Origin of the sequence: Pseudoalteromonas sp. SWXJZ10B, assembly GCF_015864475.1 — a bacterium.
Classification (GTDB): Bacteria; Pseudomonadota; Gammaproteobacteria; order Enterobacterales; family Alteromonadaceae; genus Pseudoalteromonas; species Pseudoalteromonas arctica.
On sequence record NZ_JADYXD010000006.1, the window covers coordinates 229,561 to 246,831 of the forward strand.

At 37.2% G+C, this 17,271-nt stretch carries 17 protein-coding genes and 3 pseudogenes; 4 read left to right on the forward strand and 16 right to left on the reverse strand.

The features are described 5' to 3' along the window. Positions 1-82: 82 nt before the first annotated feature. Positions 83-532 (reverse strand): hypothetical protein, encoded by a 450-nt coding sequence (locus I6F54_RS08260; RefSeq protein WP_166420336.1) that lies wholly within the window; start codon positions 530-532, stop codon positions 83-85. A gap of 267 nt (positions 533-799) precedes the next feature. Continuing rightward, positions 800-1,459 (reverse strand): NADPH-dependent FMN reductase, encoded by a 660-nt coding sequence (locus tag I6F54_RS08265; protein WP_197140752.1) that lies wholly within the window; start codon positions 1,457-1,459, stop codon positions 800-802. 192 nt (positions 1,460-1,651) lie between these two features. Here I6F54_RS08265 and I6F54_RS08270 point away from each other — a divergent pair, with 192 nt between their 5' ends. Together I6F54_RS08270 and I6F54_RS08275 are read left to right on the forward strand one after the other, a co-directional pair. Further along, complete coding sequence (locus I6F54_RS08270; RefSeq protein ID WP_231617007.1) at positions 1,652-2,728, forward strand: YHYH protein; 1,077 nt, start codon at positions 1,652-1,654, stop codon at positions 2,726-2,728. Between the two features lie 7 nt (positions 2,729-2,735). Beyond that, positions 2,736-3,050 (forward strand): hypothetical protein, encoded by a 315-nt coding sequence (locus I6F54_RS08275; RefSeq protein WP_165739838.1) that lies wholly within the window; start codon positions 2,736-2,738, stop codon positions 3,048-3,050. A 286-nt stretch (positions 3,051-3,336) separates the two neighbouring features. Here the strand turns inward: I6F54_RS08275 and I6F54_RS08280 are convergent, their stop codons facing one another. The 4 genes from I6F54_RS08280 to I6F54_RS08295 all read right to left on the reverse strand — a co-directional run bounded on the left by I6F54_RS08280 (position 3,337) and on the right by I6F54_RS08295 (position 6,792). After that, positions 3,337-4,140: a hypothetical protein gene (locus I6F54_RS08280; protein WP_197140756.1), complete on the reverse strand. Its 804-nt coding sequence runs from the start codon at positions 4,138-4,140 to the stop codon at positions 3,337-3,339. Between the two features lie 394 nt (positions 4,141-4,534). Beyond that, positions 4,535-4,771, reverse strand: a complete 237-nt coding sequence (locus I6F54_RS08285) for a hypothetical protein (RefSeq protein ID WP_165728605.1) — start codon at positions 4,769-4,771, stop codon at positions 4,535-4,537. Positions 4,772-4,843: 72 nt separating this feature from the next. Continuing rightward, positions 4,844-5,857, reverse strand: coding sequence for a DUF5924 family protein (locus I6F54_RS08290; protein WP_165728604.1), 1,014 nt, complete (start codon positions 5,855-5,857; stop codon positions 4,844-4,846). Positions 5,858-6,027: 170 nt separating this feature from the next. After that, positions 6,028-6,792, reverse strand: a complete 765-nt coding sequence (locus I6F54_RS08295) for an ATP-binding protein (RefSeq protein ID WP_165739837.1) — start codon at positions 6,790-6,792, stop codon at positions 6,028-6,030. 611 nt (positions 6,793-7,403) lie between these two features. On the opposite strand from I6F54_RS08295, the gene I6F54_RS08300 reads away from it, so the two are divergent. Then, on the forward strand, positions 7,404-8,381 hold the full coding sequence (locus I6F54_RS08300) for a DUF1852 domain-containing protein (protein WP_197140760.1): 978 nt from the start codon (positions 7,404-7,406) through the stop codon (positions 8,379-8,381). A gap of 85 nt (positions 8,382-8,466) precedes the next feature. Then, entirely contained in the window at positions 8,467-9,501 is a 1,035-nt protein-coding gene (locus I6F54_RS08305; protein WP_197140763.1) for a methionine synthase, read from the forward strand. 117 nt (positions 9,502-9,618) lie between these two features. Here the strand turns inward: I6F54_RS08305 and I6F54_RS08310 are convergent, their stop codons facing one another. The 10 genes and pseudogenes from I6F54_RS08310 to I6F54_RS08340 form a co-directional block, all read right to left on the reverse strand. Beyond that, complete coding sequence (locus tag I6F54_RS08310; protein WP_197140767.1) at positions 9,619-10,041, reverse strand: retropepsin-like aspartic protease; 423 nt, start codon at positions 10,039-10,041, stop codon at positions 9,619-9,621. Positions 10,042-10,142: 101 nt separating this feature from the next. After that, entirely contained in the window at positions 10,143-10,523 is a 381-nt protein-coding gene (locus I6F54_RS08315) for a hypothetical protein (protein WP_165728599.1), read from the reverse strand. Positions 10,524-10,904: 381 nt separating this feature from the next. Continuing rightward, the gene (locus I6F54_RS08320) at positions 10,905-11,189 is read right to left on the reverse strand and encodes a DUF6624 domain-containing protein (RefSeq protein WP_231617008.1); all 285 of its coding nucleotides are present in this window, start codon (positions 11,187-11,189) and stop codon (positions 10,905-10,907) included. Positions 11,190-11,406: 217 nt separating this feature from the next. Further along, positions 11,407-12,381 (reverse strand): transposase, encoded by a 975-nt coding sequence (locus I6F54_RS08325; RefSeq protein ID WP_197140770.1) that lies wholly within the window; start codon positions 12,379-12,381, stop codon positions 11,407-11,409. A 196-nt stretch (positions 12,382-12,577) separates the two neighbouring features. Next, positions 12,578-12,670 (reverse strand): annotated as a pseudogene (locus I6F54_RS20490) (Mobile element protein); the annotation flags it as partial. Positions 12,671-13,130: 460 nt separating this feature from the next. Then, positions 13,131-13,481 (reverse strand): hypothetical protein, encoded by a 351-nt coding sequence (locus I6F54_RS08330; RefSeq protein ID WP_165742333.1) that lies wholly within the window; start codon positions 13,479-13,481, stop codon positions 13,131-13,133. 443 nt (positions 13,482-13,924) lie between these two features. Beyond that, a pseudogene (locus I6F54_RS20495) lies at positions 13,925-14,205 on the reverse strand (hypothetical protein); the annotation flags it as partial. Positions 14,206-14,275: 70 nt separating this feature from the next. Further along, positions 14,276-14,368, reverse strand: a pseudogene (locus tag I6F54_RS20295) (DJ-1/PfpI family protein); the annotation flags it as partial. 223 nt (positions 14,369-14,591) lie between these two features. Next, positions 14,592-16,130 carry a transposase gene (locus tag I6F54_RS08335; protein WP_197140774.1) on the reverse strand — a complete coding sequence of 513 codons (1,539 nt, stop codon included), beginning with the start codon at positions 16,128-16,130 and terminating at the stop codon, positions 14,592-14,594. A gap of 183 nt (positions 16,131-16,313) precedes the next feature. Continuing rightward, positions 16,314-17,255: a hypothetical protein gene (locus tag I6F54_RS08340; RefSeq protein ID WP_231617009.1), complete on the reverse strand. Its 942-nt coding sequence runs from the start codon at positions 17,253-17,255 to the stop codon at positions 16,314-16,316. Between the last annotated feature and the right edge of the window lie 16 nt (positions 17,256-17,271).

The window sequence follows — 17,271 nt, forward strand, 5'->3', positions numbered from 1 at the left end:
CAGTAAATTTAAGTGTAAACGTTAAAGCTCAAAGTAAGCTTTTTACAATGCACTGTATATAAATACAGTGCATTGCTTTTTGCTAACTTTCAATAAAACGAAGCTGCTTAATTGATGACACAGCTATGTGCGTTTGATAATAATATTTATTAGTGGCTCTACCACGGCTCATAAAATCGATAGTTACTCGTTTAGCTTCGCCTGTTACTTCTATTGTTTTATCAATAAAAAAGGTGTCTGCTGGTTGTCCGTATTTACTTTGAAGCTCTGCTACTACATTAGGCGGTATTGATATCGTAATAGAACGTCTATCTCGATAATCAGTTTCGGTATTTAAATACAACCAACTCCCCTGAGCCCCCGCCGCTTTAATATGAAACTGGTAAGTGCCAGCAACACCCTTTGGTGCACTTTGCTCAGTTAAAGCGATAAGGTTCATATTTCCAGCCGTACTTTGGCTCATTTCAATTTTATGGGGAACAGAACTACATGCACTAAGCGTTAGCACACTTAGTAAGGCTAGATATTTCAAGACACAATTTCCTTGTTTTTTACACCAATTCGCATAATTAAGTAATCTATTTTGAGACAAGAAAATCGTGTTGATAACAAAGCAAAAATTTCGTTATTGAGTTGTTCTATATCAAAAATTTTTAATGCAGTTAGCGATTTAATCCCTTAAATTGATTAACTATTATTGAGAATTGGTATTATGCATTATTAAAAATATGTAGCGTTAATGATACCACTTTATGCAGCCATGTTTCTATAATCAATCCAAACAATTAGTTAGCGGGTATTAAGGTGCATTGCGCTGAGAAGGAGCTGTTTTAAAGCTTTTTAGTAAACTTTGCGGGTCAACCACCTCGGTATGCTCTTTAGCAGCCTGCGCCCACCATATTAGTTGGCTAAACGTGCGTGAGAAATAATTAAACCACGATGATTGACTCTCTCCTGCAACAGGTTTGCCATCCTCACTAAACACATCTTGCGCTTTTGGCACGTGGATCATAGCCGATACCGGCAAACAGCCAAGTTCAGATAAAAAAGTACGCATGCTAATGGCAGCTCTTACGCCACCCCACTGTCCTGCTGAGTAAGTTACTATTGCACTTGGTTTATACGAAAATAGTGAGCTACCAAAATGATTAAGTAAGTCAGCGAGGGCTGGACTCATGCTGTGATTGTACTCAGGGCTAATCATTATATATCTATCTGCGGCTTTAATTTTATCAGCTAATAGAGTGAGTTCTGTAGGTGCATTACTTTTAGCGTATGCAAAGTGTGGTTTAAATACGTTTTCGCTAGGAAAGTCCAACGTATCAATTAGCTCAAACTCATGATCGCCAAAATGCTCTGTTAAGCATTCTATACAAGCCCTAGAAACCCTTAAGCCTAAGCGAGCTGGTTTTGGTGGTGTACTATCGCGTACCGTGCCTAAAAATACTAAAAACTTCATATGTAATTCTCAACTGTATTTGAACGATAGCTAAACACTAACATTTTTAGTTATTGTGTATTACACATACGCATTGTTTATTGATTCAAAACACAATAATAATTAAATTTAGCAACAACCGCGCCGTTAAACATATTTCATCGTGTGTTAAATTCACTCGCTTGCATACTTTTTACACATTTGGCCAGTAATATGCCACAGTATAAGTACGCTAAAACCTATACCGAAAAGGATACAGTAATGGGCTTAAAAAATTATAGCGCATGTGCAATCATTGTTACCGCAACAGCTTTAACTCTAAGTGGTTGCAACGACTCATCTAGTAACAAAAATACCGAGCAAGTCAGTAGCCCACTTAGTGAGCCGCAAAAAGCGAATCAATCAATAAACCTATCTATGTTCAAACAAGAGGCTTTTATTACAGAGCCTAAAATTGTTGATTGTGAAACCCAGCAAGGTACTAAAACAACCTGTTATGAGTTTACTACATCAGGTGCACCCGCAGGCAGAGAGCCGGGCCCATTTTGCCCTCGCAGCACAACAGACGGAGCTGATGTATCAGGTACTTGGTTTGATAAACAAGGTAAAGGAGAGCTAGTCGACTTAACTGGCGACTTTATTCTTAAGCTAGATGAATACTACGGCGATGAAAAATGGGTATTGTATGACGCAAAAACAAATAAAGTTCGTTATACAGCAACAAAAGAATCTTGCTCAGGTGCTGCACGCCCAGATGTAGAAGAACAATACAAACAAAATTGTATTGAATGCGAGCTATCTTATTTAGAAGATAACTTTTCGCTTACATATTTAATTCCGACTACACCAATAGTGAGTAAAAAATCCAGCCGATTACATACCGTGGGCATAGCGCTTGATGGTACTGAACTTTCAGGCCCTGCACCTATAAATGCTATTTTAGGCAGTTATACAATTGCAGCATTTGACGACTGCGGTGGGCATATTAACCTGCACCAAGGTTATCACTATCATTCAACAACAGGATGTACCAATTCAGCTCCAAATACTGACGGACACGCCCCTTTAATAGGTTATGCCGTTGACGGTTACGGTATTTACGCAATGAAAGATGCACAAGGCAATGAAGAGTCACTCGACGAATGCCGTGGTATAACAGATGAAACCAGAGGCTATCATTATCATGCTGCCAGCCCGAGCGAAAATTTGTTTATTGGCTGCCTTCATGGTGAGTCAGTAAGAGCAGCAGGTGGCCCGCCGCCAGGCAATAAACCACCACCAAAGCATTGAGAAAATTATGACTATTAAATATAAGTCACTGTTTGTTTTACTTGCTCCTTCATTATTACTTTTAAGTGGTTATGCGGCAGCACATTCTCAGCCACTTAATCAAATAGCAGTGAAAGCATGCTTTGAAAAGCAAAAGTCACAATCGTGTAAGTATCAGGGTGGGCATAACGACTTATATATAGGAAGCTGCCAATATATGGCTGATGACTTAATGTGTGTTCGTAACCAACCCATTCAAAAAGTTGATAACAAAGAAAGTAAAACGAATGACAGCAATGACAGCCACGAACCTAAAAATAAGCAGCATAATAGTAGTTTATAAATTAATAGTTAAGAGTTGTGGGTTTTTTATTATACCAATTCGCTTAATTAAGTGATCTATTTTGAGGGTAGAAAAACGTGTTGATAGCTAGGCAAAAAATTCGCTATTTGGTTGTTCTCGGCAATTGCTCCTGCGTTGCTCTTCCTTCTGCATCCATGCAGTCGTAAATGAAAGTTTTTTAACACAGGTAGCGACACGTTTAGCCCCGCAAAATGATTAAGTATTATTGCGGATTGGTATTAGGTGCAGTAAATTTACTGCACCTAATTAATTTAAACTGTTTCGATTAGTATTGATAACTTAGCCCTACACCACCCCAAAATATATTTCGAAGTGTCTCGTCACCTACAAAGCGTTTTTCATCTTTATTAACTGCAATGCTATAGCTTGTATATGTGTATAAGGCTAACTGATTAAAAAGCTGATACGACAAGTTTGCAGTAAACTTTACGTTGTTAATTCCGTTGTGCCCATCATTAACATACCCCGCATTAAACCCCACGCCCGATTGAATATCTACTGATAGTAAATCGTTAATATAAAAATCTTTTTTTACTGCCAGCTCCAAAAATGTACCGCTGGCATCAAATGAATGATAAACACTACTTAACAACTGAATATCGTCTGCATAAAAATACGCAAAGTCGAGGCTTAGCTCATTATCGTGAGCATCAATGCCTTCTTCACGAGCTTTAATATAGTTATAACCTACATACATCTCTATCCGCTCAGATAAGTGAGCGGTATAAATAGCATTTAAATTAAGCTCTGAATAATCACTACTAATACCTTTTGCCGCCCAAGGGATCACCGCAAAGTTTTTATAATTAAACTCAGTAGCAATTGATGTAATACCATTACCGGCAAGGTTATCTCGACCTTCGGTTACATATCGGCTTTCCCATAATGGGTGGATATGTAAATCAAACTCTTTATTTTTATAATTTACGTCAGTATTAGTATGCTTAATATTTCCGCCTACACCCACTTCAAGCTCTTGATAGTGCTCTTGTGTTTTTGCGTGTGCGTAAGCTGTATTTACTCCCGCTAGAGTCGTAATAACAAATACATATTTTAAATAGTGAGTCATTTATTAAGTCCAAAACCATCATAAATGGTAAAAAGTGGCGCATAGTATTGTTATAAAACGTATTAGCGCAATAAATGGATGCACATTTATTGTTTTATTTATTAGATTTTAAAGTATTTACTAAGTATTACCCATAAACTACAAGTTGCAATTAGCTCGGATTTCAACCAACAAACCAAAGCTATATACGCACCGAGCAATGCTCTAGCTGGTACTTAATTTAATAGTTAAAATGATAGTTATAGTACTCACGGTGAGGTGTTCCCTATTGCAAAAACAGGAAAGTATAAGTAGGAAGTGTAAAAAAGTGCGGTAAAGGGGAAAACTATAAGCAGCAATAATTCATTAAGCTGCTTATTATTCTTAAAATAATTAACCTAATTTGTTAGCCAGTTTAGTGACTCAAATAAGCCATAACGGCAATGAGTGCAAAGTAAAAACAAAAACCGAGTAAGAAGATTAAGTCGACTCTTCTAGCTTTACTCGCTTTATAAGATGCAAAATCCTTAAACTCGCTTTTATACTGCCCAAACGTTACCACTTTTACTAGCAGCCACCCGGTCGAGTAAAACAAAAAGCTCAAACCCGTTTCAACTATTAGCCAAATAAAAATTTCAAACGCAATACTCATAATTTATATCCATTACTTTGCTATGAAAAAACTATATCAATTAGTTATTTAAATTGCAGCCGATTAAGCTAACTAAGGTGTAACAGTAAATTTCGTTAAACCTATTAGTTGTCCTGACTCAGTAATGACTTTAACTTGCCATTTACCAACAGAGTCTTTAGGAAAGTTTACCTTGTGAGTCCATGCTCTATAACCAAGTTCTCGCCCACCGTTTATATTTAACGTAATTCGATCAACCTCTTTTTTATTATGTATCCATACATGAAATATTTTTTCGTTTAAACCTCTTGGCGCTTTAACAGCCGTCCAACTATATAAACCTTGATGGTGTAGCGTATAAGAATCTAACTGCTTAATGCTCCCTACAGGCTTTTTATGCTGTAAATCAACCTCATGAGCTAACGTAATATCGGTTAATCGCAGTGCTGCAGGCGGCACGTAGCTTCTTAATTGCCAAATAGACGCGCTTAAGGCACATAAAATCACTACAAGAATAGGAAAACGCCACCAGCGTGCATTAGGCATTAAATTGTTTAAACTCGGTAGAGTAACCACTACAGCCGTTACAAGAGCTGCGGCTAAACTTTGGCTAGTAGTCAAATTTAATAAAATAGGCAGCGTAACAAGCAAAACAACGAATAAAGCAAAGTTATGAAAAACAGTAAATAACGTGCGGTTTCTGGCAAGTTTTTTGTAATAAAATGGGTCGATTACCGATATAAGTGCACACAAAGCAATGAGGGAAGTAAAAATTGCTTGAGGATGATCCCACTGCGTAACCGCTAAAAAAAATGGCAACGCAAAAAATAGGCTTTCTTGTTGCACCATTTGCAGAGCAAAACGCATTACATTAGGAGATACAGCCACACCAAATTTTTCTTCAACTTTGTCACGTAGCCAGTTATCAATAATCAGCCATAGCCAACTAACAAGCAAAAATATGGCAATAAATTGCGAAAAAGACTCTTTTCTATCTACCAGTGCAAAGCTAGCAACACCCGACAAAAATGACATCACAGCCAATAATCCAGGCCGCTTTTGCATTGCGCTTATAAATTTAGCAATTATATTTTTACAATAATCCATTTATGAGTATTTCCGCACGGGTATGTACTTTATTATTTTTATTCAGAATATGATTAGTTTAACCAAGTTTAAATGAACAGCAGATAGATGGGCTTAAAACTAGCCATTTAACAGTTGATTACAAAAACAGCGATTAAATAGCATCATCCTAAAAAGTAGGTTGTTTTTACTTATTTAAGCTCAGCGCAATTAAATAAAAGATCGGCATAGCGGTCCATTGGTACATTTATTAATTTTTGTAACGCGTGAGCTTTGGCCAGTAACTCATCTTGATTGAATGAAGGCATTGTATTATTAAAAGCAAAAACAATTTTATTGCCACCTTCAATTACAAAACTAAGAATTTTTCCTGCAAACTCTTTATCAAGCAGTTGGTCAAATACCTCTCTTTGCCCAACTTTGGTATGGCAAATATTAAGAACGAGTACACCATCAAAAGTGAGCGCATTTTTACAATCACGTAAGTATGATGATTGCACTTGGTCTGACTCCATCCCCTCTGAGCTATATAGATCAGAAAAAATCACGTCCGTTTTTATCTGCGTTTTTTTCATATAATTTGCCGCATTATCAATATGAATAAACAAACGTTCTGACACAGGAACTTCAAAATATTTTATAGCCATATCAGCAACGGCTTTACGGTATTCAACGGTATGTATAGTCAGTGCGGGAAACGCATGATAAAGACTTTTTGCTATAGAGCCCGCCCCAAGTCCCATTATCATCGCGGTTTTTAAGTGCGGTATAAAAAAAAGCGCAGCCATCATAGCTTGCGTATAAGCTAAGCTTAACCCGTTAATATTATTTAATTTGATACAGCTTTGATAAATTTTCCCGTCAAAGCTGAGAATAAGATTCTTTTTTGTTTGATATACATAAACCGGGCCATGCTCATCAGTAACTGATGCAATACAAGTGCCTTTGATATCCACGAATACTCGATAGGTGAGGTGATGAAAAATAAGTATAACTTACTTAACGTACTGACATTGTTATTAATATGATTTATAGCGCTTTTATTAATACCTAAGTGCTATGCAGTTATTAAGAAGCCTGTTTACCTTTTAATACTAGACTAGCAGAAGTAACTACTTTTATAGCTAACTTAAGCTTAAATAGTCATAACATTTACTATAAACAACGATGTAAACAGCTAAAAGCTTAGCTAATACACTGTTATAGCTATAAAAAACTTCTTTGAATATTCCTCATGTTCAACATGAATAAAGTGCACACCGAAATAAAGGAAGTCTAAACGGCTGAACATCCATCCTTTATTTCTATCGATTCATGCTTAATTGTCATCAATTACTAAGCAATCACATCTAACAATAATGATTAATGAATATGACTCATGTTTTATGTGAAATTAAACCGTTTTTCTTCATATACCAATCAACGTATAAATTACTCATCCCTTAGCGCTAAACACTATTACTAACAACTTAAAGCCGCTGAATAACAAAACCAGCACAGTAAGTTGCAAGGTTAATAAAGCGCAGAGCATCAATCAGGTTTAAATTATAAATTGGATATAAACACGATGAAAAAAGATTTTACATTTAATATTAAGAGCGTTTCACTCGACGAAAATTATCATCCATCAACTAATACGCGTATCACAACCAACTTTGCTAATTTAGCCAGAGGTGAATACCGCAAAGCAAACTTGCGTAACGCCTTAAACATGATTAACAACCGTTTTAATGCCCTAGCCCATTGGGATAACACCAAAGGTGAGCGTTATGCTGTTGAGCTTGAAATTATATCTGTTGAGATAGGTATTGAAGACGGCGGCGAAAGCTTTCCATCAATCGAAATATTAAAAACAAATATTGTTGATCATAAAACTAATAAGCGCATTGAAGGCATTGTAGGAAACAACTTTTCATCGTATGTGCGCGACTACGACTTTAGCGTACTCCTACAAGAGCACAATAAAGGCAAGCCTCAATTTAGTATTCCAGATGACTTTGGGGTTTTACATGGCAAGCTATTTCAGTCATTCGTAAATTCGGATACATACAAACAAAACTTTAAAAAGCCACCGGTTATATGCCTAAGTGTGTCAGATAACAAAACCTACAACCGCACTGAAAACCAACATCCGGTACTTGGTGTTGAATACGAGCCAAATGAATCGTCTTTAACTGAGCAATACTTCAAAAAAATGGGCTTGCAGGTACGTTACTTTATGCCATTAAATAGCGCCGCGCCTTTAGCATTGTTTTTCTTTGGTGATTTACTTAATGATTACAGCAATCTTGAGCTTATAAGCACCATTAGTACGATGGAAACGTTTCAAAAAATCTACAGACCAGAGATTTATAATGCCAATGCAACAGCGGGTAAATCATATAAACCAAACTTAAAAAACTTGGATCATTCACTAACGCAAATTGTGTATGACCGAGAAGAGCGCGGCAAGTTAGCAAACGAGCAAGGCAAGTTTGCACAAGAGCACTTTATCAAACCATACCAAACGGTTCTTGAGCAATTCTCTACTAACTATCTTTCATAACACTTGATAGTAACGACCAATAACAACTAAAAATAGCGCGTTTAAAGCAACGTTTAAAATTACCTAAAATACGGCATTATTTATCATGAAAAAATTACTACCTACATCAACCGCTGGCAGTTTACCTAAGCCTTTATGGCTTGCAGAGCCAGAAACACTTTGGTCACCTTGGAAATTACAAGGTGATGAATTAATTGAAGGTAAACACGACGCCCTACGCTTGTCGTTATTCGACCAGCAACAAGCAGGCATTGATATTGTTAGCGATGGCGAGCAAACAAGGCAGCATTTTGTAACTACATTTATAGAGCACCTAAATGGCGTTGACTTTGAAAAACGCAAAACAGTAAAAATTAGAGACCGATACGATGCAAGCGTACCCACCGTTGTGGGCCCTGTGAGCCGTCAAAAATCTGTGTTTGTTGAAGACGCTAAATTTTTACGCAAACAAACCAAACAACCAATAAAATGGGCATTGCCAGGCCCAATGACCATGATCGACACGCTATACGACGACCACTATAAAAGCCGCGAAAAACTAGCGTGGGAATTTGCCATAATTCTTAATCAAGAAGCTAAAGAGTTAGAAGCCGCAGGCGTTGATATCATCCAATTTGATGAGCCCGCGTTTAATGTATTTTTTGATGAAGTAAACGATTGGGGAATCGCCTGTTTAGAGCGCGCCATTGAAGGGCTTAAATGCGAAACCGCCGTGCATATTTGTTATGGCTACGGCATTAAGGCAAATACAGATTGGAAAAAAACACTAGGAAGCGAATGGCGACAGTACGAAGAAGCCTTCCCTAAGCTTCAGCAATCTAATATCGATATTATTTCACTAGAGTGCCATAACTCCCATGTACCAATGGATTTGCTAGAACTTATTCGCGGTAAAAAAGTAATGGTAGGCGCTATTGATGTAGCAAACCATACTATCGAAACGCCAGAGGAAGTAGCTAATACGCTACGTAAAGCACTGCAATTTGTAGATGCCGACAAACTTTACCCGTGTACAAACTGCGGCATGGCTCCCCTACCTCACCATATTGCTAACGGCAAACTAAATGCCTTAAGTGCTGGGGCTGAAATTATAAGAAAAGAGTTATTAGATAAGAATTAGAAAAGTAGCTTTAAAATACAAATTGTAAACGATTACAGCTGGCGCATCATGCCATGATCAAACCTATAAACATGGTGCGCTAGTTAAAATTTAAAGGACAAAGTTTAGGTTAGATACTTAATTTTTTTCATTAAAAAGCTCTAGCCTGTTTTTTGAAAAATCGATAACAGCTTGGTATTGAATAAAAAACGGAGAGCCTAATAAGCCATGTACTCCCTTTTCACCATCTGCTACTTGTACATGGTCAAGATTAAGTGATACAAAATCAGGACTCTCAAATAAGGCATTTCCTAATTCTATTGAATGAACTTCTATATCGCCCATATCGTGATCCGAAGTCCCCAAACCTGCTGCATTCTCAACATTGAGTGTTTCTTCAATGCCAAGCTCAATAAGACATGCACGGTCTAAAACAGATGATCCAGCGGCACTATCTAAAATAAAACGTAACGATTTACCATTAATTTTAGCTTCAATAATTTGGTGGCCTGTTTGTGATATTTCAAATTCAATTATAGTTTTGCCTTCAGATAAATTCATATACGTTCCTTGTTATAAAGTTTTTAAAATCTTACTTACTATTTTCAGCTTCCCACAATTAATAGCCAAATTTTACTAGTCGCCCACCTCAGCGCGTTTTGTTATGTAACGTTTATCACCTGAGGCTCAATATTTGTTAAAACATGAATGATTTCATTTGTAGTCATTACTGAATAATGAAACAGCTTATTGTTGTTTAAACTGAAAGTATTCGTTTTAGTTTGAGCATACTCCAATAAGCTTGAATCAGAATATACGCCGATGACGCCCAAATCACGGTTTTGATGATAGTCATGAAAATGGCTACTTTCATCATAAGTTTCGAATAAAACGGTATTTGTAAACACAACCATAAACCTTACGGGAGCATCATCTTCTAAATAAGTGATAATGTTCAGTGTTAGTAACCCATCCACATACGATAATTTGTCTAAGCTCCAGTCTTGGTAATTATTTGTGACTTCATCGATGGCAGTATTCATTGAATTACCTAACGAGCCTGTAGATTAACTCGTTTTTTATTTGTTTTTATTGATAAATAAACCATAGCTGAGTTCCTATTTTGGTTCAATCGATTACTGTATTTTTACGCAGAATATAAAGAAGTGTTTACTGTTGGTTTTAATTGGCGTTTTGAAAAGGATTACTGGTGTTTATGTGCAAAATTTAGGATGGGTGCCTTTGTTATTTCCTCTAAGAAAAGAACTAGATAAGTAAAGTCGGGTCTAAATCTACATACGCCCTACGATGAATCAACTTACCTAACTACATTGAAAAGTAAGGGATCACCGCTGTTAAAATTTGCGATGGAAAGAGAGCTTTAGCGCTTGCTGTCCACCTCAGGCCGTGTTGTTATATGTAGATTAATTCAAGTCTATTTCAGGGTGCTCTTTAATCCCGTACATTTTTTCCATTATTTTTAAGTAAAAATCTAAAGAGGGCATCTTCATTTCTTCACGCAGTTTATCTACATTAGTTTCATCTTCTATGGGGCTAAACACAACTTTACCTTCACTCACGTCAGCTTGAGTACCATAGATTTGTTTCTTTCCTTGTGCAATAAGAACTCTATCAGTTAAAAGAGCAACTTGTTGTCCGCTAACACCTTCGCCATTCAAATATGATTGCTTTAAATAAGGAAGTACCAAACTATACCAAACTAGACAGCCACCCTAATTGAACAAACAAAACTGTGCCACTAATATTTGCTCTTCAAGTTCAAAATTTATCTTTTATGACTGGGTAACTTTATTTCATCCGTTAAATAAGTCATTAGCATGCTTAAACCTGAATTACACGCATGAAAATGACTGCATGGTGCAGTTGTGGTTTATTACTGAGTAGTTTTACTGAGTAGTTTAAATTTTACGCCAGTAGCTTTTCGCAGCTACTAATATTCGCTCGCCGTTTTCTGTTTAAGTTTCCACAATAACCTTCTTGTGAGGCAGGCCTCCCAACTGCACCATGAAATACGCGCGTAAATTGGGTCGTAAGCTTTAACCAGTTTTCTGGAGATATATTCACTCTGTCTAGTAAAGGTAAGTGTGTACTTTCAATATAACCGCGTTTGCCTTCTCGTATACAACGTCCTGTTAATTCAACAAGTTCAAGGTACGATTTAAGCTCGAACGGGAGTCCTTTTGGCATTATTTGACGTGGCATGCCTGCAAAACGCAGTAGTTGCTTTGCTTGTTTGCCATCCTTTGCATACGTTAAACGCTGTTGGATGCTGGTATGGTCTGACTCTTCTGGTGTGTGAGCCATTTTAGCTCTAATAGGATTTAAATCGACATAGGCCATGCAAGCTGCAAGTGCGGCTTCATCAAGCAGTGCTTGTGAGCTAAATCGCCCCTCCCAAAACCTGCCAGTACAGTTATCTTCCTTATTTGATCTACGAGCAATATCTTCATTTAACAACCGCATAAACCAGCTAATACTTGATAGGCGTTCGCGGTATTGTTTAACCGTTTGATTGAAAAAGATGAGTTCAACTTTACTTAGCTTTTCACCTTGTACATATTTTTGAGTTAACACTGTGCCTTTACAAAGCTTATGCCAGCGAATAACAATCGCTTTATCATTCAGCCTATTCGCTTTTTTATCATCAACATACAGTACTAAATGGGTGTGATTACTCATTACGGCATAAGCACATACATCAATACAAAATACTTTAGCTAATTCAAGTAGTTTATCTTCAACCCAGCCTCGTCGATGCTCGTAAGATTGACCAGTAAAACGGTCTTCCCCACATAAAAATGCACGTCGCACGCAACGTGAAATACAATGGTAGTATTTTGTATCAACCAAACTTACTTGACGCTTTCTTGCAATTGCCATAAGACACCCTGCTCGTTTTTTACACTAAACAAAGGCTAGTCTTTAACTCCGAAAACTGCAAAATTTAGTGTGGGTGTCTTGTTTATTTCGTGATTGATTGGTTACCTCAGAAAATGAGCTAAATAGAGGCACCAAAAGAGCGACATTGATGTCGCTCTTAATCAAGGGAATGATTAGGATGGGTGTCATCCTAACTCCCCACATAAAATGCACGTCGCACGCACCGCGAAATACAATGGTAGTATTTTGTATCATCCATACTTACTTGACGCTTTCTTGCAATTGCCATAAGACACCCTGCTCGTTTTTTGCACTATTCAAAACGTAACCTTAAATTTTAAAAAGATCAAAATTTAGGATGGGTGTCTTGTTAATTTTTTTATCTTGTTAATTTTTTTAATTTGCTAAACAAAGCCTAGTCTTAGTTTCACAAAGTCCAAAATTCAGGATGGGTGTCAATGTAATTTTTGCGAGTTTTTTGGAACGAAGAGCCGAAGGCCGTAGTGGAAAAAATGTCAACTGCATGCAATTGTTGGGTATCAATTTGAGCTGATTAATTTTTCACAGATTGTTTTAAAAGCAATAAGCCCTAATTTTTAGTTATGTTGCATTGTTTGGAAGGGAAAAAAGCCATAAAAAAGTTCTAACTATCAAAGGTAGTGATTAGGAAAACGAAAAGTATGAAGCGCGTTGCACGGAAACGTTACGCTTTACACTGTCAAAACTTCGTTTTTCCTAATTTATTTCAACTACTTGCATTCACAATCCTGTGCTGTCCTTAGTTCGAGAATTGTTTCCAAGGAGATCAGTTCTTTCGAATCTTCGCTATGGAACATTACACTTGATGTTCGAGTAATATTTTCACAATTTTTTCCGGAAAATGCTAGCTCTGAGGCGCAGTCACTATATTGGCAATACCTTTCCATCTTATCGATTTTTATTCCTAGCTCATCATCAAATTCTTTGTCGTGAATAGTGACTTTGCTAAATTTGGAAAGTGAATCTTCGGAAAAAGAAACACCTGTTTTACAAGCACCTTTGTGCTTTCCCCATGCAACGCACAACATATTTCCATTATCGCCGACAATTAAAATTAACATATTTTCTTCCTTTTTTATTCGATGCAAAAATATTAATAAAGCTATATTAAATATTAAAAACCCCGTAACTTTATTAAACTCTGTAATAAATATTACACTGATGACATTAGGTCAATAACACCTATCGGTCAATATTTTCAGGAATAAAATTCAACCGCTAAGACATGTTAGTGAAGCTATGCTCCTTACAAGAGGAATCTAATTGAACTGTCTGGTATCAAAGGTTTTGGAGCACTTGATACCCAACGAGCCTGTAGATTAACTCGTTTTTAAATTTGTTTTATTGATAAACAAACCATAGCTGAGTTCCTATTTTGGTTCAATCGATTACTTTATTTTTACGTAACATATAAAGAAGTGTTTGATATTGCTTTAATTGGCGTTTTGGATGGGGTTACGGGTGCTTGAGTGGTTTTATTTTAGGTTAAAAAGGCTCCCCCTTCTTAATGCATCGTGTTTTGCAGTTTTTCTATATTATGAACAAGGCAATACAGTTGCCGCAGTGTAAAGTAAAGGCATTCACTTTTGTTTGACCCCGTAAGGTCAATTTATTCATGCCTTTATTCACTGTAATGTTCCGCTTTTTATTTAAAGGAAAGCCGGTTCGATACAGCCGAGTCATTTACCATTATTTAATAAACAGCTGTCGTTGTCCGATTGGGCTGTCTATTTTTGCTTTCATTTTGTCTACATAGCTCAGCTTTTTGCGTGATTCATTATTTATAATAATGTACTCTTCATACTGTTTTTGTTGGCTTTTTTCCTAATGATTAGGATGGGTGTCATCTTAACTCATTTCCCAAACGATTTGCGGTACTTAAAACCTCAAATGGTCCAGAGAAGTCAAGAACTTCAGCATTTTCATATATATATATTCCAACATTCATACCTTGCACACCTCATGACACATAACGAGACTGTAGATTAACTCGTTTTTTTATTTGTTTTTATTGATAAACAAACCATAGCTGAGTTCCTATTTTGGTTCAATCGATTACTGTGTTTTTCATAGAATATAAAAAGCTGGTTTGGTGTTGTTTAAATTGGCGTTTTGGAAGGGATTACGAGTGGTTTAGTGGCTTTATTTTAGGTTAAGAGGGCTTCCCCTTCTTAATGCATCGTGTTTTGCAGCTTTTCTATATTATGAACAAGGCAATACAGTTGCCATTGCGTATTAACTTTCGTTTGACCCCGTAAGGTCAATTTATTCATGCCCTTATTGACGGTAATATTGCCGAACACGGGTTCAATACAGCCTAATCGCTTACTGTATTGTCGTCGCCCTATGGGGCTATCTATTTTTACTTTCATCTTATCAACATAGCTCAGCTTTTTGCGCGATTCATTATTTATAAACTGAACTTGTCGCCCCGTTTTAATGGGTAGTTTTCGCATGCATTGCTGCTGTAGCGGGCAGGTTTTACAGTCTTTTAAGTAACCGCAGAATCGCGTGTATTGCTGGTTATGACTTTTTACATTAACCCCACTTCGCCACATATCATTGCCTGCGGGGCAGCGGCAGGTTTGAGTTGCTTCATCATAATGAAAATCGTCTGAGGTAAATAATCGTGGCTTGCCTTTACTGCGTTTTAGTCGGCGTTTTTCTTGCTCTGTTTCATATGTTTCACTGTCTTTAAACAGCGGATTTCGTTTTCTAAATTGATTATCTGCAATGTAGCTATCGAACCCACTTTTCGCCATATATTCAAGGTTCACTTCGCTGTTAAACCCACTGTCTGCGGTGAATTTAATCGTGTGCTCGTCTTTGGGTTTGTCAGTGTTCAATTTATCAAGCTGCTGCTTTAATTGCTTAACAGCTGGCTGTAGGGTTTGTTGCTCACCCACTGAGCCCCACGCTTGTGCTTGCAGGATGATTTGATGTTTGTCATCGTTTATCGCTATGCCGTTATAGCCTTGAATTGTCCCTTTTGAGGTCGTCATCTTCGCGCTATCAGGGTCAGTGATATTACTTTTAACTGGCTTGCCTTTACTGCCTGTTTTTTCTTTGTGAGTGGCTAAGAACTCGGTGATTTTATCTGCACTTTTATCCAGCTTCTCTTTTTGTTTTAAATCCTGAGTTATTAACTCTTCACTCAGTCCATCTTGTGATTGGTGGCGTTCAATAATACGTTTGCTTGCGCGTTCTAGTTTTGCTTTTTTGCGGCCTAACTCATCGAATGTGCCACTCCACTCTTTACTCGCATTGGACTTTAATTTACACCCATCAATGGCAAACATGTTACGGCCTATCAAGCCTTCTTCATCACATATCATCAGCACTTGCGTAAAAAGTGGCTCAATCTGTTCATGCATTTTAGCCACGAAGCCCGCTATTGATGTGTAATGCGGCTGGATATCTCCCGACACACTCATAAATAAAATGTTCGTCTCACACGCTTTAGCAATTCGACGGCTACTGATAAAACCATGTGCATAACCCAGTAAAATAATCTTTAGCATTACCGAAGGCGAATACGCAGCAGCGCCCGTTTTGTCATTGTTGTACCACGCGTCAAAGCCCGATAAATCGAGTTTGTTTTCGACGATATAACAAAGGGCATATTCAAATGTGCCTGGCAAAATTTGCTCAGCGAAATTGATAGGAATGAATTTATTTTGACAGGATAAGTCAGGCTTATAGTTAGCCATAACAGTTTACCATGGGTGAATAATATCTATTAGATCACAGCGAATGAATGGATTTGTGGTTAAAAAGCAATCAATTGAAAATAGTAGAATACGTTCCTAAAAAGAGTAATTCTACAGCCTCAACGCCTCACTCACCGGGATTTTAGGAGCGAAGCGAGTAAAATTTCCGAGTGCAGAGGCTTATTAGTCACTGTCCAGTTCCAACTTTTTCTGCGACTCCACTCTTAGTTGATGCTCATGAATTTCTTTTCGCCTAACCATTAACTCTGCCTCTTCCTTCTCAATTTCTATTTGCGCGAGCTTTTGTATTTCAGCTAAATCAAGTGAGTATAAATGTTTCTCTAAAGCTTCAATAGTTTCTATTGTTTCTTGTACTTGCTCTAGAGTAGGTTCCATGCGCCCATGTGCAGACATATTCCTAACTTGCCGCATAGTATCAATTTTATGCATCAACTCTTGAGGAACAAAAACCCCGAACTGTTCAAGCCTTCCTCTTTGTAAATCCATTAGGAATGGTCTTCTACGCCTAAAGTTCATACCTGCATCAGCTGTGAACTTCTCTGTTGTTTTCTCAAAATACGACCATGCAGAAAGAAGTGCACCCAAGGGATGGATTTTCGCCAACTCCATCAGCTTATCCAATTCTTGATCATTTGATGGCTCACCTAACTTAAATGCAACTAAGTCTTGTTCATCTACAAATTGGCTGACAATTTCATCATAATCTTGACCATAGTGCCTTTTAAGAACTTCTTGGAAAAAACTTTGGGCAATATTCATATAGAATATACTTGTTAACTCATTTGGCGAACCAAACCTATGCTGTAAAGCATTTCTCTCATCAATCAAAAGCTCAATTTTATTGAGAAATGGTAGATCTACATTCTCATCTTTTAGAATACTTAGGCACCCCTGAATTGTTATTGTTTCTTTCGCATTTTTGTATATCGACTTACCAGCATCTAGAACTAAATCCTTGAGAATTAATTCCACTGCATTAGCTAAATGTAAGATAAGTAGCTTACGATCAAGCTCTTTCTTACCATTGTAATGAGAAATAGAATTGTAGTGGTCAATAAAATTTGGCCACAGTTTTAGAATCTTGATATCTAACCTCAGATTCATTTGGCGCTAAACCGGC

Bases quoted from the DNA above. Each gene is read 5' to 3' on its own strand.
- I6F54_RS08315 (WP_165728599.1), bottom strand. From the start codon at position 10,523: ATGAATACTGCCATCGATGAAGTCACAAATAATTACCAAGACTGGAGC.
- I6F54_RS08270 (WP_231617007.1), top strand. From the start codon at position 1,652: ATGCCACAGTATAAGTACGCTAAAACCTATACCGAAAAGGATACAGTA.
- I6F54_RS08335 (WP_197140774.1), bottom strand. From the start codon at position 16,130: ATGGCTAACTATAAGCCTGACTTATCCTGTCAAAATAAATTCATTCCT.
- I6F54_RS08300 (WP_197140760.1), top strand. From the start codon at position 7,404: ATGAAAAAAGATTTTACATTTAATATTAAGAGCGTTTCACTCGACGAA.
- I6F54_RS08310 (WP_197140767.1), bottom strand. From the start codon at position 10,041: ATGAATTTATCTGAAGGCAAAACTATAATTGAATTTGAAATATCACAA.
- I6F54_RS08340 (WP_231617009.1), bottom strand. From the start codon at position 17,255: ATGAATCTGAGGTTAGATATCAAGATTCTAAAACTGTGGCCAAATTTT.
- I6F54_RS08305 (WP_197140763.1), top strand. From the start codon at position 8,467: ATGAAAAAATTACTACCTACATCAACCGCTGGCAGTTTACCTAAGCCT.
- I6F54_RS08280 (WP_197140756.1), bottom strand. From the start codon at position 4,140: ATGACTCACTATTTAAAATATGTATTTGTTATTACGACTCTAGCGGGA.
- I6F54_RS08285 (WP_165728605.1), bottom strand. From the start codon at position 4,771: ATGAGTATTGCGTTTGAAATTTTTATTTGGCTAATAGTTGAAACGGGT.
- I6F54_RS08290 (WP_165728604.1), bottom strand. From the start codon at position 5,857: ATGGATTATTGTAAAAATATAATTGCTAAATTTATAAGCGCAATGCAA.
- I6F54_RS08325 (WP_197140770.1), bottom strand. From the start codon at position 12,381: ATGGCAATTGCAAGAAAGCGTCAAGTAAGTTTGGTTGATACAAAATAC.
- I6F54_RS08265 (WP_197140752.1), bottom strand. From the start codon at position 1,459: ATGAAGTTTTTAGTATTTTTAGGCACGGTACGCGATAGTACACCACCA.
- I6F54_RS08330 (WP_165742333.1), bottom strand. From the start codon at position 13,481: ATGTTAATTTTAATTGTCGGCGATAATGGAAATATGTTGTGCGTTGCA.
- I6F54_RS08275 (WP_165739838.1), top strand. From the start codon at position 2,736: ATGACTATTAAATATAAGTCACTGTTTGTTTTACTTGCTCCTTCATTA.